The organism is Undibacterium sp. GW821-FHT11B02 (genome assembly GCF_058808955.1).
This window is the reverse complement of the sequence record NZ_JBXASD010000019.1, coordinates 24020-44285: the sequence shown is the minus strand read 5'-3', so window position 1 is coordinate 44285 and position 20266 is coordinate 24020. Positions and strand designations below refer to the sequence as shown.

Sequence of the window (20266 nt, the reverse complement as noted above, 5' to 3'; positions counted from 1 at the left end):
CCTATCTACATCAAGACCCATTTTCTTGTTTTTTAAAAAAAGCAAGATTCCCATAAGCATTGTTGCAATTTCACAACCACTTTGCCTCATAAAAACATTTCATTCCTACCATGAAAATGCCATTTTTTGTCTATAAAGAAACACATTTTCTTAAAAATCAAGGAAAAAAATAGAGAATGTTTACCAAATCGCAACTGCTTATAATTTTTGACATATTGTTAAACAATGTTAATAATCGGCCTTTGTTACAAAACGACATATTTCTTACAGGCAGCTTTCCGGTCGCTTTATTTTGCCGCTTAATTGCCGCCTGATTGTCATTTATTTGTCGCTGAATTGTCTCTGAATTGTACTTAACGAATTGTATTTAACTTAAGCAGTGCCAATAGTCTTGCAGGCGTCTTCACCTGCGAGTGGGATAACTATTGCCTAAAAAATTGCAATGCCAGGAATTTGATCAATGACTGGTATGGCAAGTCGGAGCGGAAAGGCAAGTCAGTCATTGATCAAATGCTGGCTTGTCTGGATGTTCATATGGGGGAGGGTCAAAGCGGTGCTTACACACAGTTTTGATCTACATACCCGTCCCGGATTCCAACAACATCGGGGGTGGGTGTACTGAGCTTGGCCGGCATCGCTAAAACGGTGCCGGTCATATTCTTCGCATCAAAAAAACAAGGAGAAAGTAATGCGTATCAGCGGTAATTTAAAACTACTATCAGGTGTCTCGCTAGCATTGTCCATGCTGTGCGGCGCTGCCCAGGCACAATGGGCGCCGACGGCAACCAAGGCCACCCGGATACCAACCACCGTGGCGACATCATCAGTCGCCACGCTCATGCAATCGGGTTCGCCCACGCATGTGGTGGTGGCACTTAAACTGCGCAACAAGACTGATCTTGATACCCTGACCACGGGCATCATGAACGGTAAAAATGTCAAACCCATTTCCAGTGCAGATTTCATGGCGCGCTATGCACCAACAGCAGCCCAGGTGCAGGCAGTGGTTGACCATTTGAAAAGCAGCGGTTTCGTCAATATCACTGTGTCAGACAACCGCACGCTGGTCAGCGCTGACGGTTCAGCCGCAACGGTAAAAACAGCCTTCAATACCGATCTGCATACCTATTCGGTAGGGGGGCGTTCAGTGCACGTCAACCTGAGTGACGCACAGATACCGCAATCGTTGTCGGATACGGTGTTGGCCGTGCATGGTCTGCAAGATTTGCACACCTACCACACACATCTGGTCCGCCCCAACGCGAATACGCTGGCCAGCACAGGGCATAATCCTACCGAGTTTTCTGCCATCTACAACGCCAGCGGTTTGCCTAGCGCAGTGAACGCAACGATAGGCATCATTACTCAAGGCAGTATGACGCAAACGATTGCTGACCTGAACACCTTCACCAGCCGTGCCGGTTATCCAGCCGTGAACGTGCAGACCGTCACCATCGGCTCTGCCAGCACTGACACTGCCGGTGTGGGTGAATGGAATATGGATACCCAGGATGCGCTGGCAACTGCCGGTGGCACGATCAAGAAAATGATCCTGTACACAGCAACCACACTCAACGATGCCGACATCACTGCTGCCTATAACCGCGCTGTCACCGACAACGTGGCCAAGGCCATCAATGTGTCTTTGGGTGAATGCGAAACCGATGCACAAAATTCTGGTGTCATGGCCAGTAATGACCAGATCTTCCAGACCGCTGTTGCACAGGGCCAGACCTTCTCGGTTTCGTCCGGTGATTCGGGCGCTTATGAATGTGGCGGCCCCGGTACATCGCAAGGCTATCCTTCGGTATCACCGTATGTGATCTCGGTGGGCGGTACTTTGCTCAATACGTCGGGTACGACCTGGGTATCTGAATCGGTCTGGTCTTGCACGTCAGCATCCAGCTGTCAGCAAAGCGCCAACGGTGGCGCTGGTGGCGGTCCATCCCTGACGGAATCAGCACCTAGCTGGCAAACTGCTGCAGGCGTTTTGGGGTCTTCTACCAAACGCGGCGCGCCAGATATTTCATTCAATGCTGACCCGGCCAGTGGTGCACTGGTGATTGTCAACGGTTCCAACCAGCAGATCGGTGGTACCAGTCTGGCAGCACCGATCTTCACCGGCTTTTGGGCACGTGTGCAGTCGATGAACAATAACAGCCTGCCCTTCCCTGCTGCAGCGATTTACCAAAAAGCTGCCAGCACACCAGGCATGTTCCATGACGTCACATCTGGCAGCAATGGCGGTTACAGTGCCAAGGCAGGCTGGGATTATGCCAGTGGTTATGGCAGTCTGAACATGGCAAATTTTGCGTCTGCCATGGGTTCAACAACGCCACCACCACCCAATACCCTGACCAAGGATGTTGCAGTCACTGGCCTGTCTGTCGCTACCGGCGGTAACCTGGTCTATACATTCTCTGTACCGACTGGTGCCACTAATCTGACGTTCAAAACAACGGGCGGTACAGGGGACGCTGATCTGTATGTGCAACTGGGTTCCACACCAACAACCACAACTTATCTGCAAAAATCAGACGGCAACACCAGCACTGAAACCATCAGCATCCCATCCCCAACGGCAGGCACGTATTATGTCTTGCTGAATGGCTATACCGCTTCCAGCGGTATCAACCTGGTGGCCAGCTACCAGACTGGCACCTCGGGTAATGTGTTGGGTAATGGTGTACCGGTCACCGGCATCAGCCTGGCAACAGGTGCATCCGCGGTGTATACCTTCGACGTACCTGCTGGCAAGTCTTCGGTGACGTTTAAAACCAGCGGTGGTACTGGGGACGCTGATCTGTATGTGAAACTGGGATCCGCACCAACGACCACGTCGTATCTGCAAAGATCCAATGGCACCACCAACAGCGAAAGCATCACTATCACTTCCCCCACTGCCGGTACGTATTACGTCATGGTGAGAGCCTATGCCACTATCAGCGGCGTTTCTTTGGTTGCCACGGATTAAGTGATGGACTATGTGATGTCTTGAACTTGCTGTAATTTATAAGTTGTTTGTTGTAAGCTGTAGCAAATAAGGTTCCAGGTTTTGCCTGGAACCTTATTTCTTTTTCTGCTATCTATTTGCGGCAGCACCCGACTGAATTTTATCGGCCCCCCTCACGCAGATAAGGTGTCGCTTCCAGCGACAGCCCCTGTTTCACCTGGCGCGTAAATTGAATGCATTTTCTTGTTTGGAAATGCGGTGGTTTGCTGATCGCTGCGGCTAATATGCTGGTGCAGCCATGTGCGGACGATACGCACTACCTGTGGTGCATTGTCATGCTGAATAAAATGACCGGCACCGGGAATGGTTTGTATGCTCAATTCATGGTCCACCCATTGCCAGACATCATTCAGACCGGCGGGCAAGGCATAAGGATCGTCCATGCCATGTATCAACAAGGTGGGCACGATCACTTTGGGTGGCATGCCGCCCGGCATGAAATACGGCTCTGCTGGCCAGTTGACGCGGTAATAATGCAGCATGGTTTCCAGCTTGGATTTCGCCATGGCTTGGTTATGGCGGCGTTTGAAAGCCGGGTCTTTGATCCATGCACCAAGGCGTGACAGCGGCAACTGTGTATGCGATTGTGGTTGCCGGAACATGCGCACATAATCACTGGCAACACGCTGCCGCGGGTTATTACTCAGCTCGCGTGCGACAGCCCAGGGGTGCGGCATGTTCAGCACGATCAATCTTTCCAGCCACGGCTGTGCCTGCATCGCGGCATGCCAGGCAATGAAGCCACCCCAGTCATGCCCTATCAATGTCGCCTTGTCCACGCCTTCACGTTTTACGACAGCAGCCACATCAGCCACCAGTTTGACGGGCGCATAGGCTTGCAAATCTGTCGGCGCGTCACTGAGGTGATAACCACGCAAATCCAAAGCGACCACGCGGTGATCACTACACAAATCCGCCATGACCTGCCACCAACCCAGCCAATGATCAGGAAAGCCATGTAACAACACCAGCAATGACCCCTGTCCCATGGCTGCGTAATGGATACGCACGCCGTCACTATCCACATAATGGTGTTCTGCCATGGCTTCAAATGCGGTCAACAAGGCTTCCGTCTTGTTATCTGCCTCTGCCACATCGCCCATGTCTTCCACTGCGTTGCTTGCTCTGTTCACGATCATTTACTCCTGTTAAAGGATTGATGTCGAATTATTTAGATGTCAGCCATCATCTTATAGATGTTGATTATCATCCAAAAATCAAACACATGTCAAGCAAGGATGAGCATCATCTGACCTCCTCCACGAGGGTTGTTATTTTATCAAAGCCCCGCATTTGACGTATGCGCTGCACTTTTCGCCCCTGTCAACGCCCCATTTGCCAGTACAGAATGCTAAAGTTACGTCTTCATATCCACCTCCACAGGTATGCCAACATGCGTATTCGCCCCCTTAGCCTGCTCGCCCCCTTGCTGCTGCAAGTCTGGTTAATAATGGCTGGCAGCGCCTTGCCCGGCCAGGCAATAGCACAAAAAATGTACCGTTGTGGCAGCAGCTACCAGGACAAGCCTTGCGAGAATGGGCAAAAAGAAAAGATCATCGGCAAGGCTGTGACAAGCGCACCGACGGACAAACCACCGCTGGACGCCAGTTGTGTGCAACGCGGTGAAGAAGCCAAAAAAATAATCTGGATGCGTGAAGGTGGTGCCCAGCAAGACAAATTAATGAACGAAGCAACGACAGCAGAACGCCGCAGAGTGATTGCAGATGTCTATGCCCAGCGCGGCAATGCCCTCGACATTCGCGCCCGCATAGAAAACGACTGCATGGCAGAAAAAGAAAACGAACGCAAGTTTGGTACAGCCCCTGTCCCAGAAGACCCGGCTAAACGCACACAAGCGGCAGAACGCAAAGCCACCCAGGGCGAAAGCCCGGCAGATGCCGCCAAACGCGCCAGCGCCGATGCCGCACGCACCAAGACAATGTGTGATGAGGTACGCAAACAACTGGCATCCGTCCAAAGCGCCCAACGCACCGGCGGCCAGGGCAGTGCCATGGATGAACTGACACGCAACAAGCGTGAGATAGAAAGCAACCTGAAATCAATGGGCTGTGATGCGGCGCCTAAAAATACGATGCAATAAATGACAGTGATGAAATTACAACCCTTCATGGCAGTCGCTGCCTTTACCCTGTCCATATTGATGCAGGCAAGTGCCTACGCCCAGGTTCCACAGCAACCACCGCGTTGGGTTATGGTCGATGATTTGCGAGTGCGGCAGGGGCCGAATCTGGAAAAAAAAGTCATTGGCACGTTGCAACGGGGTGCCGAGCTGATTCTGAAAGACAAGAACGAATATGACGGTTTCTGTATGATTGAAGGCGAAGGACAATATGGATATGTCGCCTGCAAATACCTGAGTGCCACACGTATCGCCCGGCCCAAGGCGGGCGAAGGTGGGATTGATGCAGCACAGCGCTGGGTCAGTGGCACCGGCCTGACCTTGCGTGAAGCACCGCGCGCGGATGCGCCTGTTATCAGCAGATTGGCGCTGAACACAGTAGTAAAATTAGTGCGTGAAGAACCAGGCAGCGGCTATTGCGAGGTTCAACCCGCTAGCGGTGCACCTGGCTATACGGCCTGCCGCTATCTGGCGACCACGCCGACCGTGGTTGCGAATGTGCGCGGATACCGTTCTGCAGATGCCGCACCATCCAGCGCCTATGATCCTGTACGTGCTTTCTGGCTGGAACCAAGCTGGCAAGCATTGGAAGATTACGCTACTTACCTAAAATCCAAACATCCCGAGATACTTCCACAGGGCCCATGGCCACGTGATGAAGCACTGGAAAAAATGAAAGCGCATCTGGCGCTTGGAATAAAAGGGAAGAAACCGGAACCGTTTGCGGATTGGCAAGAGATCAAGCGCAAGGCTACGCAAGATCTTGTGCTAATCAGGGAATCAATCAAGTTGCGAGCACAGGGAAAAAAAGTTCCCGATGAAGTCTCGCGACGTGAAGATCAAACCGATCGTGTCGCTGAAGAACTGAAAACTGCAATAAGACTTTCGGAATTCGACACATCTTCTTCCAGTGATGGCGATAATATGGGTCATATTTTCCGGTTACTGCGTGAGTTGGAATTCCCTAAAGTGCAGCCCTCATTATTTCGCAGTGAGGCAGAACTGGCACCACCCGATTCATCAGCTGAACAAGCTAGTGGTCGCTTTGACATTATCTTTCGCCAATTGGTAAGCCCTCGTCGCCCACCGAAAAATGGTGAGGAAATGGGTTATGCCGGGCTGTACGATATGTTATCTCGCACACAAGTGCTTGTGAAGTCAGTACAACGCGTCCAGTTGTTCCGCGACGGAAGATTGCAAGCTAAGGCCAGCGTGATGCGCGGGACTGAAGTCTTGTGGCGCGACGTCGATGAAGAAGAATGTGCAGGCTTTGCACCTGGCTTTGCATTCGGTGATGCCAGCAATAGTATATGGAACTACTTTAATGATGACACCAGCCGTTACAAACACTATAGTCGCGTCGGTCGGCAAGCTATATTGAAAAACAATCTTTCAGGCAGTTTATATGCTTTCTATACCACGACTCCATTACCTACAGACATGGTCAAGCGCACGGAAATACCTATGAAGCTTAGTCGTGAAAAAACTGGCTTTATCGGTGGCACCTATTTACACTACGATCTGAACGGCGACGGCATTCCCGATATAGCAGTCTGGGAAGGACAGGGAAAAGGTCCAGGTGACCTGGGTGGTACCACCACAACAGACGACCGCTGGTATCGCCTGGTACTGGTCAATATCAACGGCGCATGGAAGGTATTGGGCAGCGATACATTTATGTATGGATGTGGCTGCTGATGATGAAATTCAATCACACGATGCAAGCGACAGCTTGCATCGTGCTATCAATACTCACACCGTCACTTTACTCCGCTCCACCATCTCCCGCTGCACCTCATCCAGCAACGTCAATGCCGCTGCAATGATGTTGCCAGCCTGATTTTTCTGGATAGCGGCAACAATATGCCTTGCCCCTAAACACAGGCGCAAGGCGCTGACGGGTTTGCCGTGGTGCATGCCACAGGTGACAGGCTGGCCGAGTTGCATGCCTTTTTCTTTTTGCAGATGGCGATAGAAAGCAACCTGAGATCAATGGGTTGTGATGCAGCACCTAAAAATACGATGCAATAAGCGCTCATTAAATCGCTACCTATCCTGCCAGCGCATGCTTTGCGCTGGCCAGACGTTCTTTCTTGCTGCAATACAAATGCATCCGATGCACACGAAAACTTTCTTGAAGTTTCTGGAAAATCACAAGCTAAGTGAAATTAACTGAACTGGATTAATTCAGTTAAGCAGTTGAATCTAGAAATACGTGCGTCCCTAGCCCTGGCTCAAAACACCCACACAAACAACACCCAAAAACTTTATCGCCTGAAAAACTAAATTTAATATTGCCATATTTTTAATACTGGTTTAATTTACCAATAGACAACACTTTAAGAAATCTTACATCTGCCCTGGAGTTATCTGTATGACTGAGGACGAATTAAACAGCGCTATGTATCTATTGGAAGTACGTAAGCTTGAGCTTGAAGAAAAACGGGCAAAACGAGACGAAGATTTTCTATATAGAAATTCAACGACATTGATTACGGCGGCAATTTCTTTGGCTGCCATTATTGTCTCCTTGAGCGGGGTCGCTATTTCTTCCTCTCAAAAAGAAAAAGAACTTGCTCAACAAACTGGTCAAAATCAGCGCGCGCAATCACAAGCTGAATTTGAAGCAAATAGGAAATGGCGATCCGATGCAGCAAATTACGTGTCGACAAATAGAGAACTCATCTTTTCCGGGAATACAAAAGACCAGATACAAATTCGTGAAGTCATGATTCTCGCCTACCCACCTGACATCGTAGATGCACTATTCAAAGGGCTTGAGCAACAAGCCAAGGAATCAGAAAAGGCAACCTGGGCAGATGGCCGCAAGGCGCTTGATGCCGTCATGACTGAAAACAGTAATGCTGTCAGCCCTCAAATCTCGTCTGTCGCTGAGGTGGTTGCTACAAGCGATTCTCTGGTTGAATTACTCAATGGCCCGACCAGGAGAGATGTCAGTAATGCCCTCGTTCGGGATTATGCGAAAGACAAAAAGGCGGTCATTGACAGACTGATTGCGGCAATTCGCCCAGAAAAAGACCCTTCTGCCTATCGCGTCAATCTCTACGTCCTTTTCACTCTTGCCAGAATCCCCGGACATTGGGAAGGAACACCGGAACAACAGCAAATCATCAAAGCTCTTGGTGAATCACGCAATATGGCAGACCGCACCTACGCACAATGGGCGAAGCAAGCGAACGAGCATGCAAAATGAGTTAATTTTCTACTGCAACCGACTGCCTCAGCGCCATCTCCCGCTGCACCTCTTCCAGCACCGTCAATGCCGCTGCAATGATGGTGCCAGCCTGATTTTTCTGGATGGCAGCGACAATATGTCTTGCCCCTAAACACAAACGCAAGGCGCTGACGGGTTTGCCATTGTGCATACCACAGGTGACAGGCTGGCCAAGTTGCATGCCTTTTTCTTTTTGCAGATGGCGATAGATGGCAACCGTGTCGTCATGGCTGTATGGCGGTGCTTTGCCGGATGCGCATGTGGCTGGCGACATCAGCATAAACGAAAAAATGGTGGTGTAACAATCCCAGCCCTGCCCTGCCATGATGGCGCTGCGGTCGGGTGCTGCCACGGGTAACAGGGCCAGCGACGGATGGCTGGCAAAATAGTCGTAGACAGCATGTTGAAACTGCTGGATAAAAGCCAGGATGGCGGCATCGGGCAAGGCCCGGAAAGCGCGCAGTTCTTCCAGCGCGGCGACCCAGCGCAATAGCAAGCCATAATTGGGGCGTGCAGGCAAACCCTGTGCTCCGGCCCAGTCAGATGGCCAGTCTGCACGGCTGCTATAGGCATGCAGGGATGCCGGCAAGCTAATCGCTTTCAAGCCTGGCTGCATGGCATTCGGCAAAAACAGTGCACCAGAGAAACTGGGGCCACATAAAAATTTGGAGCCTGTCATTGCCACCATGAAGCCTTGGTCCAGATAGGCATGCAGGCTGGCGTTAGACAGGCGGAACTGGCAGGCATCGACCATCACTTGCAATTGTGGATAATTTTGTCGCAACTGAATGACGGTGTTTAAGGACGGTGCCATCATGCCGGTTTTGCTGACATCCATCAAAATCAGCATGACGGCTTGCCCGCGTTGCATGGCTTGTTTGGTGAGCGCTTCGACTTCACTATCGACATCGTGGCTGTCACGCGTTGTGCCATCTGGCTGACGCAAGCTGATGCTGACGACATCAAGCGCTTTGGCTCGCGCCATGTGGCTACCGGTGCTGACCTGTTCACCGAAGGCAGTACGTTCGCTAAAATGACGGGCCGTCAGCGCAGACGGGACGCCACTGCCGGTTTCATTGGCATCTGCCATGATGACCAGAGCGCGTGCACTGGATAAACTAAATAAGCTGGCGCACAACTGGGCCGCGATCAGGTGCAGGTCGGTGCCGGATGCGGCAAAGACTATATCCACATCGCTGCGCTGTTCAAGCCCGCACAACTGTTTCAATTCTTGCCGGACCTGGTTCAATTCGCTGGCGTAACTTGCATACGCGCCCTGCTCGCTTTGCTGCAGCCTGGTGTACATGCGTGCAGCGGCGGCATAGGCATGGGCAGATATGCTGGATGCAGTGGCCGAGCTAAAAGCAAACATCTGGTCGTGTGCATTCAAAGGCACGGCAGCACAGCCGTATTTATTGGTGCCGTCGGCCTGCAGAACCAGCCTGGCATCGCCACCATCAACCAGCAACTGGTCAAGCGTGGGTAAATCTTGTTTGGTACTCATGGACATGAGCGATCTTGCTCCGTAAAACGTGTTATGGCGTGGCGCATCCTTGCATGATGCATGGGTTCACATTCAATATCAGGACTCACTCAGCAGGTGCTGCGGCCATGGCCTTGAGCAGCATGTCCCTGAATGCGGCAAACAGTTTTTTCATCGGTGCCTGCTTGTAGGGAAACATGTCTACCGGGTCCATGGCGTGCACGATCATGTCGCTATCCACTTCAAATATCAGCAATTTTCCATCGCGGGTTTCGCCGCAGTCTATGCCTACGTAATCGAGCCCCAGGCGCTGGGTGATTTCGGCAAAAGCAGTCAGGTGGCGCGGCACAAAGTCGGTGTCGAAATTTTCCATGAAGCGCTGTTCTTCATCGCGTTTTTCCTGACTTTCGGTCATGCCTGCGTTGAGGTAATGAATCATCCAGTGTTTGGAAATACCCATGTGAGAAATATAGGGCTTGCCATCGATCAGGATGATGCGGTATTTACGGAATTGTCCGTCTGCGCTGCGGTAATCGACAAAACGGGCGATATAAAATTCATCGCTGGGTACGGCTTGCAGATAATCGGGAATGTCGTCGGGCGACATGACTTTTTTCAAGCCATGACCTGCATGGGAACCCAGGGGCCGCACGATGATAGGGAAATCATCACCCGGCAGTAAGCTGCTGAGTTCTATCTCACCTGTGCCCAGTTTTTCCAGCGTGGGCCGGTCTATGCGGATGGAAGTCGGCATTTCTATGCCTTCACCAGACTGTAACAATGCGCAGGCACCGTCACGTCCCAGATGGGTGATGCGTTCTGGTGAATTGATGACGGGTCGTGGCCAGCTGTCCACCAGCGCCTGCAAATCCAGCAAGAGTTCACGCTTGTCGTCGGCTTCACCTACTGCCACAAACAGGACATCGTGTTCGGGTAGTTGTTCTATGGCGGGTATGCCAGCACCGACGTATAACAGGTCCAGCGCGATGTCTGAATCTTCGACCAGAAATTCCAGCGGGGTATTGGCCATTAAATCACCGTCGGTCATCAGGGCCAGCAATCTGATTTTTGTTTCATGCGTAGACGGCACAGAATACAGGGGTTGCAGCCTTAATGCTTCCATCTGCGTGGCCAGGGCGTTGTCGCGGTGGCCCAGCAATAACAGGGTAGTTGCCAGGTCCATCATGGCATTGGCATCGTTGGGATATTTTTCTGCATGGGCAATCAGTTCCATGCCTAGCGGCTTCATGTCTACACCTGCAAATGCCTTGCGCATCAGTGGTGCCAGGCCGATCAGTTTGCTTTGCATGGGCGTATTGTCCTGGTTTTGCTGTTGGTTACTCATGGTGGATATCATCCTGTTTGCTTGCTGCATATTGGTCTGTGCTGCTGAACTGGTCGCCAAAACGCAAGGTAGCGGCGATCAGTGTATCGATATCTTCAGTGCGGGTACGGTGGTTGACAATGGCCGCACGGATGGCCAGTTGCTGGTTGATGGTATTGGTGGATGGTGCAGAAATACCGGATTCATGCAGGGCCACGACGATATTGGCGTTAACCACATCCGGGTTGGCACAGCGGTAGCGGAAGCAGACAATATTCAATGCGACCGGGGCCAGCAGTTCAAGTTTGGGGTTGGCGAGGATAGCCTGCTTCATGTATTGCGCCACGTCGCAGGTATGGGCGATCATGCGACCCAGTTGATTTGTACCATACACCTGTATCGTGAACCAGGTTTTCAATGCACGAAAACCGCGTGACAGATCGGGGCCAAAATCACAGGGCCAGGGTGAACCGGCTGCCAAACCCTTTGCTTCGCGCCGCAGGTAACTGGCGGGCGTGGCAAAGGTGTCGTAATGGGCCGTGCTGTCACGCACCAGAATAAACCCGGCGTCATACGGCACCTGCAACCACTTATGAAAATCAAAGGCAATGGAATCAGCACGCTGTATGCCTTGCAGGCGCGGTGCCAAAGCTGGTGACAGCATGGCCAACGCCCCAAAGGCACCGTCGATGTGAAACCATAACTGCTCTTGCTGGGCTATGTTTGCCAGCGTAGCCAGATCATCTATCGCGCCAACATCAACTGAACCTGCGGTACCGGCGATAAAGAAAGGGGTCAGCCCATTCGCACGGTCAGCCTGTATGGTGGCCTGCAGCAAGGTTGTGTCCATTTCAAACTGCGCATTCATGGGAATGACGCGCAAGGCATCTGTCCCCAGCCCTGCCATGTCCATGGCTTGTGCAATGCAGGCATGGGCACCGGCAGAGGTGTAGGCCACCAGCCTGGGTGTACAAGCTGCCAGACCCTGTTTGCGCACTTGCGTGCCCAGCGCCTTTGCCCTTGCCACCAGCACGGCAATAAAATTGGCCATGGATGTGCCGGTGACAAACAGGCCACTGGCCGTGTCCGGGAAATCAAACAGGGCACTGACCCAGCGGGTGATTTGTCTTTCGACTTCGATAGGGATGTGGTCGCGCCCACCCAGATTGGCATTCAGGCCCGCCGCCAGCATTTCCGCCAGCGTGCCGACAGGGTTGCCACCGCCATGCACCCAGCCCATGAAGCCGGGATGGCTGTTACCTACCGAATACGGCAGGATGTGGTCCATAAATTGTTGATGCACTGCCGACAGCTCGCTGGGGCCAGCAGGCAGGGTTTGCCTGAACTGCGCACTTACCTCGTCCGGTATCGGTTGCCAGACTGGCCGCTCGCGTATGTGTTCGGCATAATCGAGGATGTCGTCAAGCATGCGATGTCCTTGCGCCCGCAGTGCCTTCCAGTCGCTGGGGTCCAGCGTTTCATTATCCGATGCTGCCATTCCTGTTCCCAATCATATACATGCAGTAATTATCTATGAGAGTAGGACGAATAAAGCAGGGAATACAGGCGTTTTTACAGCTTTATTGATGCAGTAAGGCAATTTGAATACAGTTTGACTTATTTGTGGTGATCGAACGACAAGTTTTTAAAACCTGATAGCTTCAGCTTGTCGTGCAGACGGATTAGTCGCTGGCAAACATCCCGGCAAAAACACCGGCCTTGGCCTTTGCCTTGGGGCCAGACCAGTAGTCACGCAATTGCATGATTTCCTGTCCGCCTTGCCTGATGCTGATTTCAAACGGACGTTGCAGCATGACCTGGTGTACATAGCTGGCAAAGCCATCGGCAAAGTCGTCGTAGACATTGGTGGCTGCATACAAGGTGGGGAAGCTGGTCTTTTGCAGAGCTTGATAAATCTCGGGTATCAATTCGCCCGGCAATTGTTCGCCAGTGTAAAAGTGCAGGTGTTTGCGCTGCGGAAAATCATTGCGCAACAGGGGGATGACATCGCCGCTCATGGCGATTTGCCATGACAGCGACAGGTAGCTGTATTCTTCCGTCGATTTGAAGCGTTTGGAACCTATCCACCAGTCAGGCAGGTATTCGCTATTGGCGGTCAGGACATGGCCAAACTCATGCAGCAATAAAAACTGAATGGCATTTTTGCGGCTGTCGTTGTCCGGCGTTTCGATGACGACATCGATGCGGTACTGGTCTTGCGGCAGAAAGGGGGTGTTTTCTTTCCAGCTAGCCCAGTCATTGGCGGCCCGGTGTAAAAATGCATCGGCATCCATCAGACAGACCATACCCAGTTGCTGGCCGTCTGCGGTCATGACCACATCGGTCAGGGCAGATGAACCCAGGCCACGGGCAAAATACACACCCAGCAAGGGGCGGGTCAGCAGCGTTAACAGGGATGGCGGCATTTCTGCCATGGCGGCTTGTACATCAGCCAGGAAATCGGGGGCAAGCACGACCGCTTCAGGTGATGTTGCGGCAATGGGAAATGCAGCGGGGTCGCTGCCAGATTGCTGACTTGCATTCACAGCGGCAACATAGGCCAGCACCTCGGCAGGTGCCACACCCAGTCTTTCAAGAACAGGGCGGCCCAGTTGGGCGCGCCAAAAACCGGGGTCAGACGTCAAAATCACGCATTAACCCTCTCAGGCCTGGGCATCGAGCAACAAACCTGTTTTACCTCCAAGATCTTTAGCAATGGACAGCGCCTGCGCAGAAGGAATCTGTTGGATCACGGTATTGGTTTCTCGGTCAACGATCTGTACAACCACTTTGCCAGAACCACTGTCCAGGTTTAAATTCACACTATTGCTGGAATCGATAAAGCGATTAATCTTATCTACAGACTGCTTCAGTTCACTAGTGCTGATTGCAACTGCCTGTGCAGCATCTTTCGCCGGTGCCACATTGTCAGAAGAAGCATCTTGTGCCAAAGGATCTGGCTTGGGTGTATTTTTAACATCTTGCCGAGGCTCAACAGCAGAGATGCTGGTGCCCCCGCCTGTTATTTGACTGATATTCATATCATTCCCCGACTATCATGGTAAAAAATCAAAACGGACTACTGCGTTAACATCATTAACGGTAGTAATGCTTAAAAGTTTAATTTTTTATTAGAAAAAAATGAATCAGAGGTAAGTATTTACCTGGCAGACGGGTATAAAAAAAGGTGTGAGCTATCAAAAGGACCACGATCCACAGCGTAAGGTAGCGCGGCACATCATTATTAATTTGCCATTAACATCCAATAATTAGGACTTACGCAAAATTGTCCCAGCAAGGGCTATCGCTTTTAGGAAACCTCCCTTGCAAGGGAGGTTCGTTACGTCGGCAGACAATATATTGTCTGAAACCCCGACTACACCTATCGCCTCTAGGAAGCCTCCCTTGCAAGGGAGGTTCGTTAGTCGGCAGACAATATATTGTCTGAAACCCCGACTACACCGTAGCGACGAAGACAGTACTTTAGTACGGCCAGGAGCTGCAACGCAGCTGGGGCGGTTTTGCGTAAGTCCTAATAATAACCAAACACTTCAGCTACAGTACGAACCATCAGGCGGCTGTTGACAGGGGTGGACAGATTTTCCCACACCCAGTTATGGTGCTCGATGACCTTTTCGGCCTTTAAATGTGGTCTGTCGCCGGTGGTATGGGCATCAGACAGGGCGATCACGTCAAAGCCGTGGGATACGGCAGAACGTATGGTGGTATCGACACAAAACTCGGTCGCCAACCCGCAGACCATCAGGGTATGCGCGCCGGTAATTTTCAGATGGTTGTACAAGCCAGTATCAGCAAAAGAATCGCAGGCGGTCTTGTCTACAAACACATCACCCGGCACAAAGGGCAGCTCGGGAATGACTTCCCAGCCATCAGTCCCCACCATGGCATCATCGTTGGAATGACGTATGTAAATGATTTGCCCACCATGCTGGCGCGTGACAGCTATTGCATGCTGGATACGGGCGATGATCCCCTCTTTACCATACCGGGGCGTGGTCCCTCTCAGCCAGGCATTTTGCATATCGATAATGAGTAAAGTATTCATTTGCGTAGTGACTCACCAAACCAAAGCTACATGATACCCGGTTCACACATAGATGTTGCAGTGCAAGGTATGCCTGCAATACCTGTCCAGTCCACAAGTTCAGATTAGCATATCCTGCACAGCAGAGCTGCCAAACAGCGCAATCAGCTGATCAGCCACCGCCCTCACCCGCACAGAACGGCGCACATCATCATGCATAACCAACCACAACTTGCGCTGCAAAGGGCAAGGCGGGTCGTCTATTCTTTGCAAGTCATGGCCGACCATGCATTTGGCCAGGTAATGCGGCAACACTGAAACCCCCAGGCCAGCCGCCACCACCTGACGCAATACCAGTTGATCATTACTACGTAACAGTATCTGGGACTGGTCGGCATCCAGCATCTTTTCCAACCACTGGTGATGGGGTGTACCAGAATTTTTCTCGTAGGCGGCAAATTGCCAGTCGCTACGGTCACGCCCTTTCAAATAGCTTTTGCTGGCGTACAAACCATACTGGATGGTGGCCACCGCCTTGATGACCAGGCCCGCTGTTTGCGGACGTGACATGCGCAGGGCAATATCGGCTTCACGCCGGCCCAGGCTGACTTCATGTTTTTCGGCAAATAATTCCAGTTCCAGACCAGGCAAGGCGGCATGCAGGTTTTTCAGGTTCGGGGCCAGCACAAATGATGTCAACGTGGGGGCGGCAGAAATACGCACCGTCCCTTCCATTTGCCCTTCACTCAGGGCTTTTCGCTCGAATGAAAACCAGCGCTCTTCCACTTCCCGCGCATGGGGTACCAGGTTTTGCCCTTCCACCGTCAATTGCCAGCCACGCACCAGGCGATCAAACAGGCGCAGGCCCAGAGCAGCTTCCAGCGCATCGATGCGGCGTGCCACGGTAGTGTGTTCCACCTGCAGGCGACGCGCCGCCCCGGTCAGCGTACCACTATCGACCAGTGCCAGAAAAAACCGTAAATCGTCCCAATTCATCATGGTGCAATTATGCACAGTCCAGGCGAACTTTTCAGTAATTTTATTTGATGTTCTCTTTGTCTAAGCTATGTGCAACAACGCAAGTCCTATTCTATTTACACAGAGAGTAAAAATGAAAGCCATACAGATACTGACGCAAGGCGGCCCGGAAGTTTTACAACTGACCGACCTGCCCACACCAATACCAAAAGCAGGAGAAGTGCTGGTGCGGGTAGATATTGCTGGCATCAACTATGCCGATGTTTATCAACGCAATGGGCAAAACCCAGCCGTTCTGCCTGCCATCCCTGGCACTGAAGGGGCTGGTATCGTGGTCGAAGGTAATGCCGAGCTGTCTGCAGGCACCCGGGTGGCCTGGCTGTCGCAGCCCGGCTCGTATGCAGAATACCTGAGCATTCCAGCCTGGAAGCTGGTACGCCTGCCGGATGACATCAGTAACCAGCAGGCAGCAGCCGTCATTATGCAGGGCGTCACCGTGCAATACCTGGCAGAAACCAGCTACCCGATCAAGGCTGGTGACCGGGCGCTGGTACATGCCGGTGCTGGCGGTCTTGGCCTGCTACTGATACAGCTATTGAAACACAAGGGTGCCACTGTACTGACGACCGTATCGACCGCCGCCAAGGAAGAACTGGCGCGTCAGGCCGGGGCCGATCATGTCATCAGCTATACCGAGACGGATTTTGTCGATGCAGTAAAAGAGCTGACTCAGCAGCAAGGTGTACATGTTGTGTATGACTCGGTCGGGCTGACAACCTACCAGGGCAGCATGGCGGTATTGCGCCCGCTGGGTTCGCTGGTGCTGTTTGGCCAATCCAGCGGCAATGTGCCACCGATAGACCCGATGACGCTGTGCCGCAGCGGGTCGCTGTTCTTTACCCGCCCCACCCTCGCCCACCATGTGGCCGATGCCACCAGCCTGGCGACCCGCAGCCAACGCGTACTTGGCTGGCTGCGCGAAGGCATTTTGCGTCCGCGTATAGGCGGCACCTATCCGCTAGCGCTGGCTGCACAGGCGCATGCTGACCTCGAATCACGCAAGACCAGCGGCAAATTGCTGCTGAATATCGACACCAATCACCAGGGATAACCATGAACACATTATTACGCTCATTTGCCAATTTCAAAAGTCTGATGCTGATCTGCGTCACCAGCGTCATCTGCATCAGCCTGCCCGCCAGCGCCGTGATGCAGCAGGATATAGACCAGAATGAACAGGCACAAAAACGCCTGACCGGCACCTGGGCACTGACAGGTGCACCAGAAATCCATGCCGATGGTACCCGTGGCGAAACCTTTGGAGCCAATCCACAGGGTTTGCTGATCATTGATGACACTGGCCGTTATTCCCTGCAAATCTACAAGGCAGAACGGACCAAATTTGCACTAGGTGACAAGCGCAAAGGGACAGAGAATGAATTCCGTGCCGCTGCACTCGACACCAGCTCACACTATGGCCGCTGCTTTATTGATGTGGAACGCAACGTCATGATCTTTCGCATCGAACATGCCTCTTTCCCTAACTGGGACGGCAGCGAACAGGCCAGGCAATTTGAACTCAAGGGTGACACCCTGAGCTATCGTGTCCCGGCTGGTGCCAGTGGCAATGGGACGACCGCTATATCCATCTGGAAAAAGATTCGTTAAGCTTGAACCATATTGTCATTCATTGCCGTAGAGACACATTACCCATCCACCCGTCGCCGTTTGTGGTAAAGCTGGCTACGGAGAGTGGGTAGTGCATTAATGTACTTGACTTAATACCAACCCCATGCGATTGTCCATGCTCCAAAAAAATAAGTGCATGGGGAAAACACAAGCATGGATACCTTACAAAATAATGGCTTTTCAGTAAGTCAGCCACAGTCAGGCGGGACACTGCAACTTGAGTTCAAGGGCAGCGGCAGCGAGTATTTCCGTATCTGGATCGTCAATTTATTGCTGACCATCCTTACCCTGGGTATTTATTCCGCCTGGGCCAAGGTGCGCCGCAACCGTTACCTGTATTCAAGCACCCATCTGGGTGGCAGCAGTTTTGAATACCACGGCAATGCCATCGCCATTCTCAAGGGCCGTATCGTCGCCTTCGTCTTTGTCTTTGGGTACCAACTGGCTTTCAAATTCTCGATTGGCCTGGGGTTTACCATGTTGTTCCTGATGCTTGCCATCATGCCCTGGCTGGTCTGGAAGAGTCTGCAGTTCAAACTGTATAACTCCAGCTATCGCGGCATACGCTTTGGTTTCCGGGGTACGGCGGGGCAGGCTTATACCACTTTCTTGCTGTGGCCTTTCCTGATGGGTTTAAGCCTGTATTTGCTGGCACCGTTCTTTCACCAGCGCCTGAAGCAGTTCCAGCATAATGAGAGCCGTTTCGGCAGCACGCATTTTTCTTTTGATGCCGGGGTCGGCAAGTTTTATAAAGCCTATCTGCTGGGCATAGGTATCATGATTGCTGGCGTGATCGTGATTTGTATCGTCTTTGGCAGCACGCTCACGGCCCTGTTTGCAGTTGCAGGGCACACCCATGGCGGGCCCGGTGCGGTATTGGGTGCGATATCATCCATGGCTCTGTTTATGTTCGTCCTGTATTTTTGGATGTTTTCCATCTACCCAATCTTTTTGACCCTGTTGCAAAACCTGATCTGGAACCATACCAAACTGGGTGATCATCAATTCAAAAATAACCTGGCCTGGAGCCGCATGAGCTTCATCGCCATCACCAATGTCATCGGCATCGTATTGACGCTGGGCCTGTTCATACCATTTGCGCAAATTCGTGCCTTGCGTTACCGTATTGAAAGCCTGCAACTGGAAGTCAATGGCAGTCTTGATGATTTCATCGCCGAAACGCAAGAACAAGTCAACGCAACCGGCGAAGGCATGGCCGATTTACTGGATTTTGATTTATCTCTATGAACACAGTTACCGCCATCTATTTTGATGGCAAATCCTCGCGCCTGCACCGGGTCAGTTTTTCGGTGCTGGGCGACACCGCTTATGTGCGCGAGATCACGAATGACCAGAGCGAAGGCGTCACCCGCAGTTGCCCATTGACGGAACTGCGGGTATCAGAACGTACCCGCCATGCTGCACGTAAAGTCACCTTCAGCGATGGTGCCTATCTGGAAATTACCGATCACGCCACCTTCAATACCATCCTCGACAGCACCGGCTATCAGGATTCAACCGTGGTCCGAATCCAGCAAAGCTGGACCGGCACCCTGGCGGCATTGCTAGGCACGGTCATCGTACTGACACTGGGCTACGTGTATGGCTTGCCAGCCATATCACGCGTCGCGGCATTTGCTGTACCCGTATCAGTAGAACGCAAGCTCGGTAATGGCATGCTGGATTTTCTGGACAAGCAGATTTTCAAACCGTCTGAACTGCCTGTCGCCAGGCAGGCTGAACTGAGTGCACGCTTCCAGCGGCTGCGTCCACCACGCGGCGACAGCCCCACCTATCACCTGGTGTTCCGCAAAAGCACCATAGGCCCGAACGCCTTTGCCCTGCCATCCGGCGACATCATCATCACCGATGAAATCATCAAACTGATGAATGACGACGATGCCATCATGGGTGTGCTGGCGCATGAACTGGGACATCTGCATGAACGTCACCTGACCCGTCGCATCATACAAAGCTCGGCAGTGGGTGCCACCGCGACCTTGTTGTTTGGTGATGTATCGGCGGTGATTGCGAATATACCGACGCTGATGCTGGACCTGAAATATTCACGCGACGCCGAAACCGAAGCCGATGACTACGCCATGAAAATGCTGGACGCCAACGGCATCGCCCGCGAACACCTGGCCGTCGCCTTTGAAAAACTCAATGCCCTGGCCCCCGGCATTTCCCCTTACCTGTCGAGCCACCCTGCCGGCAGCGAACGCGTCATGCGTATACGTAGATATAACAGGGACAGCAGCAAGACTGAGCCTTAGCGATTGTTTACCCAACAAACATTCCTGAGCGACATCAAAGCCGATGAGAGACATTTGCGAAAAAACCATGTCGAATAAACGGC

General features: G+C 52.2%; 17 protein-coding genes. 8 read left to right on the top strand and 9 right to left on the bottom strand.

Features of this window, described 5'->3' with window-relative positions; translation table 11 throughout:
• Positions 1-688 precede the first annotated feature (688 nt).
• A complete protein-coding gene (locus AC1RVX_RS27785; protein WP_493219835.1) occupies positions 689-2974 on the top strand; it encodes a pre-peptidase C-terminal domain-containing protein in 2286 nt (761 codons plus the stop codon).
• Between the two features lie 152 nt (positions 2975-3126).
• On the opposite strand, the gene AC1RVX_RS27780 is transcribed toward AC1RVX_RS27785, so the two are convergent.
• Positions 3127-4146, bottom strand: coding sequence for an alpha/beta fold hydrolase (locus tag AC1RVX_RS27780; RefSeq protein WP_493219834.1), 1020 nt, complete (start codon positions 4144-4146; stop codon positions 3127-3129).
• Between the two features lie 260 nt (positions 4147-4406).
• On the opposite strand from AC1RVX_RS27780, the gene AC1RVX_RS27775 reads away from it, so the two are divergent.
• Positions 4407-5114, top strand: a complete 708-nt coding sequence (locus AC1RVX_RS27775; protein WP_493219833.1) for a hypothetical protein — start codon at positions 4407-4409, stop codon at positions 5112-5114.
• 9 nt (positions 5115-5123) lie between these two features.
• Entirely contained in the window at positions 5124-6851 is a 1728-nt protein-coding gene (locus AC1RVX_RS27770) for an SH3 domain-containing protein (RefSeq protein WP_493219832.1), read from the top strand.
• A 54-nt stretch (positions 6852-6905) separates the two neighbouring features.
• Here AC1RVX_RS27770 and AC1RVX_RS27765 read toward each other — a convergent pair whose 3' ends face one another.
• On the bottom strand, positions 6906-7100 hold the full coding sequence (locus AC1RVX_RS27765) for a hypothetical protein (RefSeq protein WP_493219831.1): 195 nt from the start codon (positions 7098-7100) through the stop codon (positions 6906-6908).
• A gap of 427 nt (positions 7101-7527) precedes the next feature.
• Between AC1RVX_RS27765 and AC1RVX_RS27760 the strand changes: the two genes are divergently transcribed.
• Positions 7528-8367 carry a hypothetical protein gene (locus tag AC1RVX_RS27760; protein ID WP_493219830.1) on the top strand — a complete coding sequence of 280 codons (840 nt, stop codon included), beginning with the start codon at positions 7528-7530 and terminating at the stop codon, positions 8365-8367.
• A 1-nt stretch (position 8368) separates the two neighbouring features.
• Here AC1RVX_RS27760 and AC1RVX_RS27755 read toward each other — a convergent pair whose 3' ends face one another.
• From AC1RVX_RS27755 to AC1RVX_RS27725, 7 genes are all read right to left on the bottom strand, one after another.
• Complete coding sequence (locus tag AC1RVX_RS27755) at positions 8369-9892, bottom strand: hypothetical protein (protein WP_493219829.1); 1524 nt, start codon at positions 9890-9892, stop codon at positions 8369-8371.
• An 85-nt stretch (positions 9893-9977) separates the two neighbouring features.
• Positions 9978-11216 carry an ATP-grasp domain-containing protein gene (locus AC1RVX_RS27750; protein ID WP_493219828.1) on the bottom strand — a complete coding sequence of 413 codons (1239 nt, stop codon included), beginning with the start codon at positions 11214-11216 and terminating at the stop codon, positions 9978-9980.
• Positions 11209-12693, bottom strand: coding sequence for a pyridoxal phosphate-dependent decarboxylase family protein (locus tag AC1RVX_RS27745; protein ID WP_493219827.1), 1485 nt, complete (start codon positions 12691-12693; stop codon positions 11209-11211). Before AC1RVX_RS27745 ends, AC1RVX_RS27750 begins: the two co-directional genes overlap by 8 nt.
• Before the next feature lie 184 nt (positions 12694-12877).
• Entirely contained in the window at positions 12878-13846 is a 969-nt protein-coding gene (locus AC1RVX_RS27740; protein ID WP_493219826.1) for a hypothetical protein, read from the bottom strand.
• Positions 13847-13858: 12 nt separating this feature from the next.
• Positions 13859-14236, bottom strand: a complete 378-nt coding sequence (locus AC1RVX_RS27735; RefSeq protein WP_493219825.1) for a flagellar protein FlaG — start codon at positions 14234-14236, stop codon at positions 13859-13861.
• A gap of 491 nt (positions 14237-14727) precedes the next feature.
• Complete coding sequence (locus tag AC1RVX_RS27730) at positions 14728-15261, bottom strand: isochorismatase family protein (protein WP_493219824.1); 534 nt, start codon at positions 15259-15261, stop codon at positions 14728-14730.
• 99 nt (positions 15262-15360) lie between these two features.
• Positions 15361-16239 (bottom strand): LysR family transcriptional regulator, encoded by an 879-nt coding sequence (locus AC1RVX_RS27725; protein WP_493219823.1) that lies wholly within the window; start codon positions 16237-16239, stop codon positions 15361-15363.
• Between the two features lie 112 nt (positions 16240-16351).
• On the opposite strand from AC1RVX_RS27725, the gene AC1RVX_RS27720 reads away from it, so the two are divergent.
• From AC1RVX_RS27720 to AC1RVX_RS27705, 4 genes are all read left to right on the top strand, one after another.
• Positions 16352-17329 carry a quinone oxidoreductase family protein gene (locus tag AC1RVX_RS27720; protein ID WP_493219822.1) on the top strand — a complete coding sequence of 326 codons (978 nt, stop codon included), beginning with the start codon at positions 16352-16354 and terminating at the stop codon, positions 17327-17329.
• A gap of 2 nt (positions 17330-17331) precedes the next feature.
• The gene (locus AC1RVX_RS27715) at positions 17332-17886 is read left to right on the top strand and encodes a lipocalin-like domain-containing protein (RefSeq protein WP_493219821.1); all 555 of its coding nucleotides are present in this window, start codon (positions 17332-17334) and stop codon (positions 17884-17886) included.
• A 174-nt stretch (positions 17887-18060) separates the two neighbouring features.
• Complete coding sequence (locus AC1RVX_RS27710) at positions 18061-19155, top strand: YjgN family protein (protein ID WP_493219820.1); 1095 nt, start codon at positions 18061-18063, stop codon at positions 19153-19155.
• On the top strand, positions 19152-20183 hold the full coding sequence (locus AC1RVX_RS27705; RefSeq protein WP_493219819.1) for a M48 family metallopeptidase: 1032 nt from the start codon (positions 19152-19154) through the stop codon (positions 20181-20183). Before AC1RVX_RS27710 ends, AC1RVX_RS27705 begins: the two co-directional genes overlap by 4 nt.
• Positions 20184-20266 lie beyond the last annotated feature (83 nt).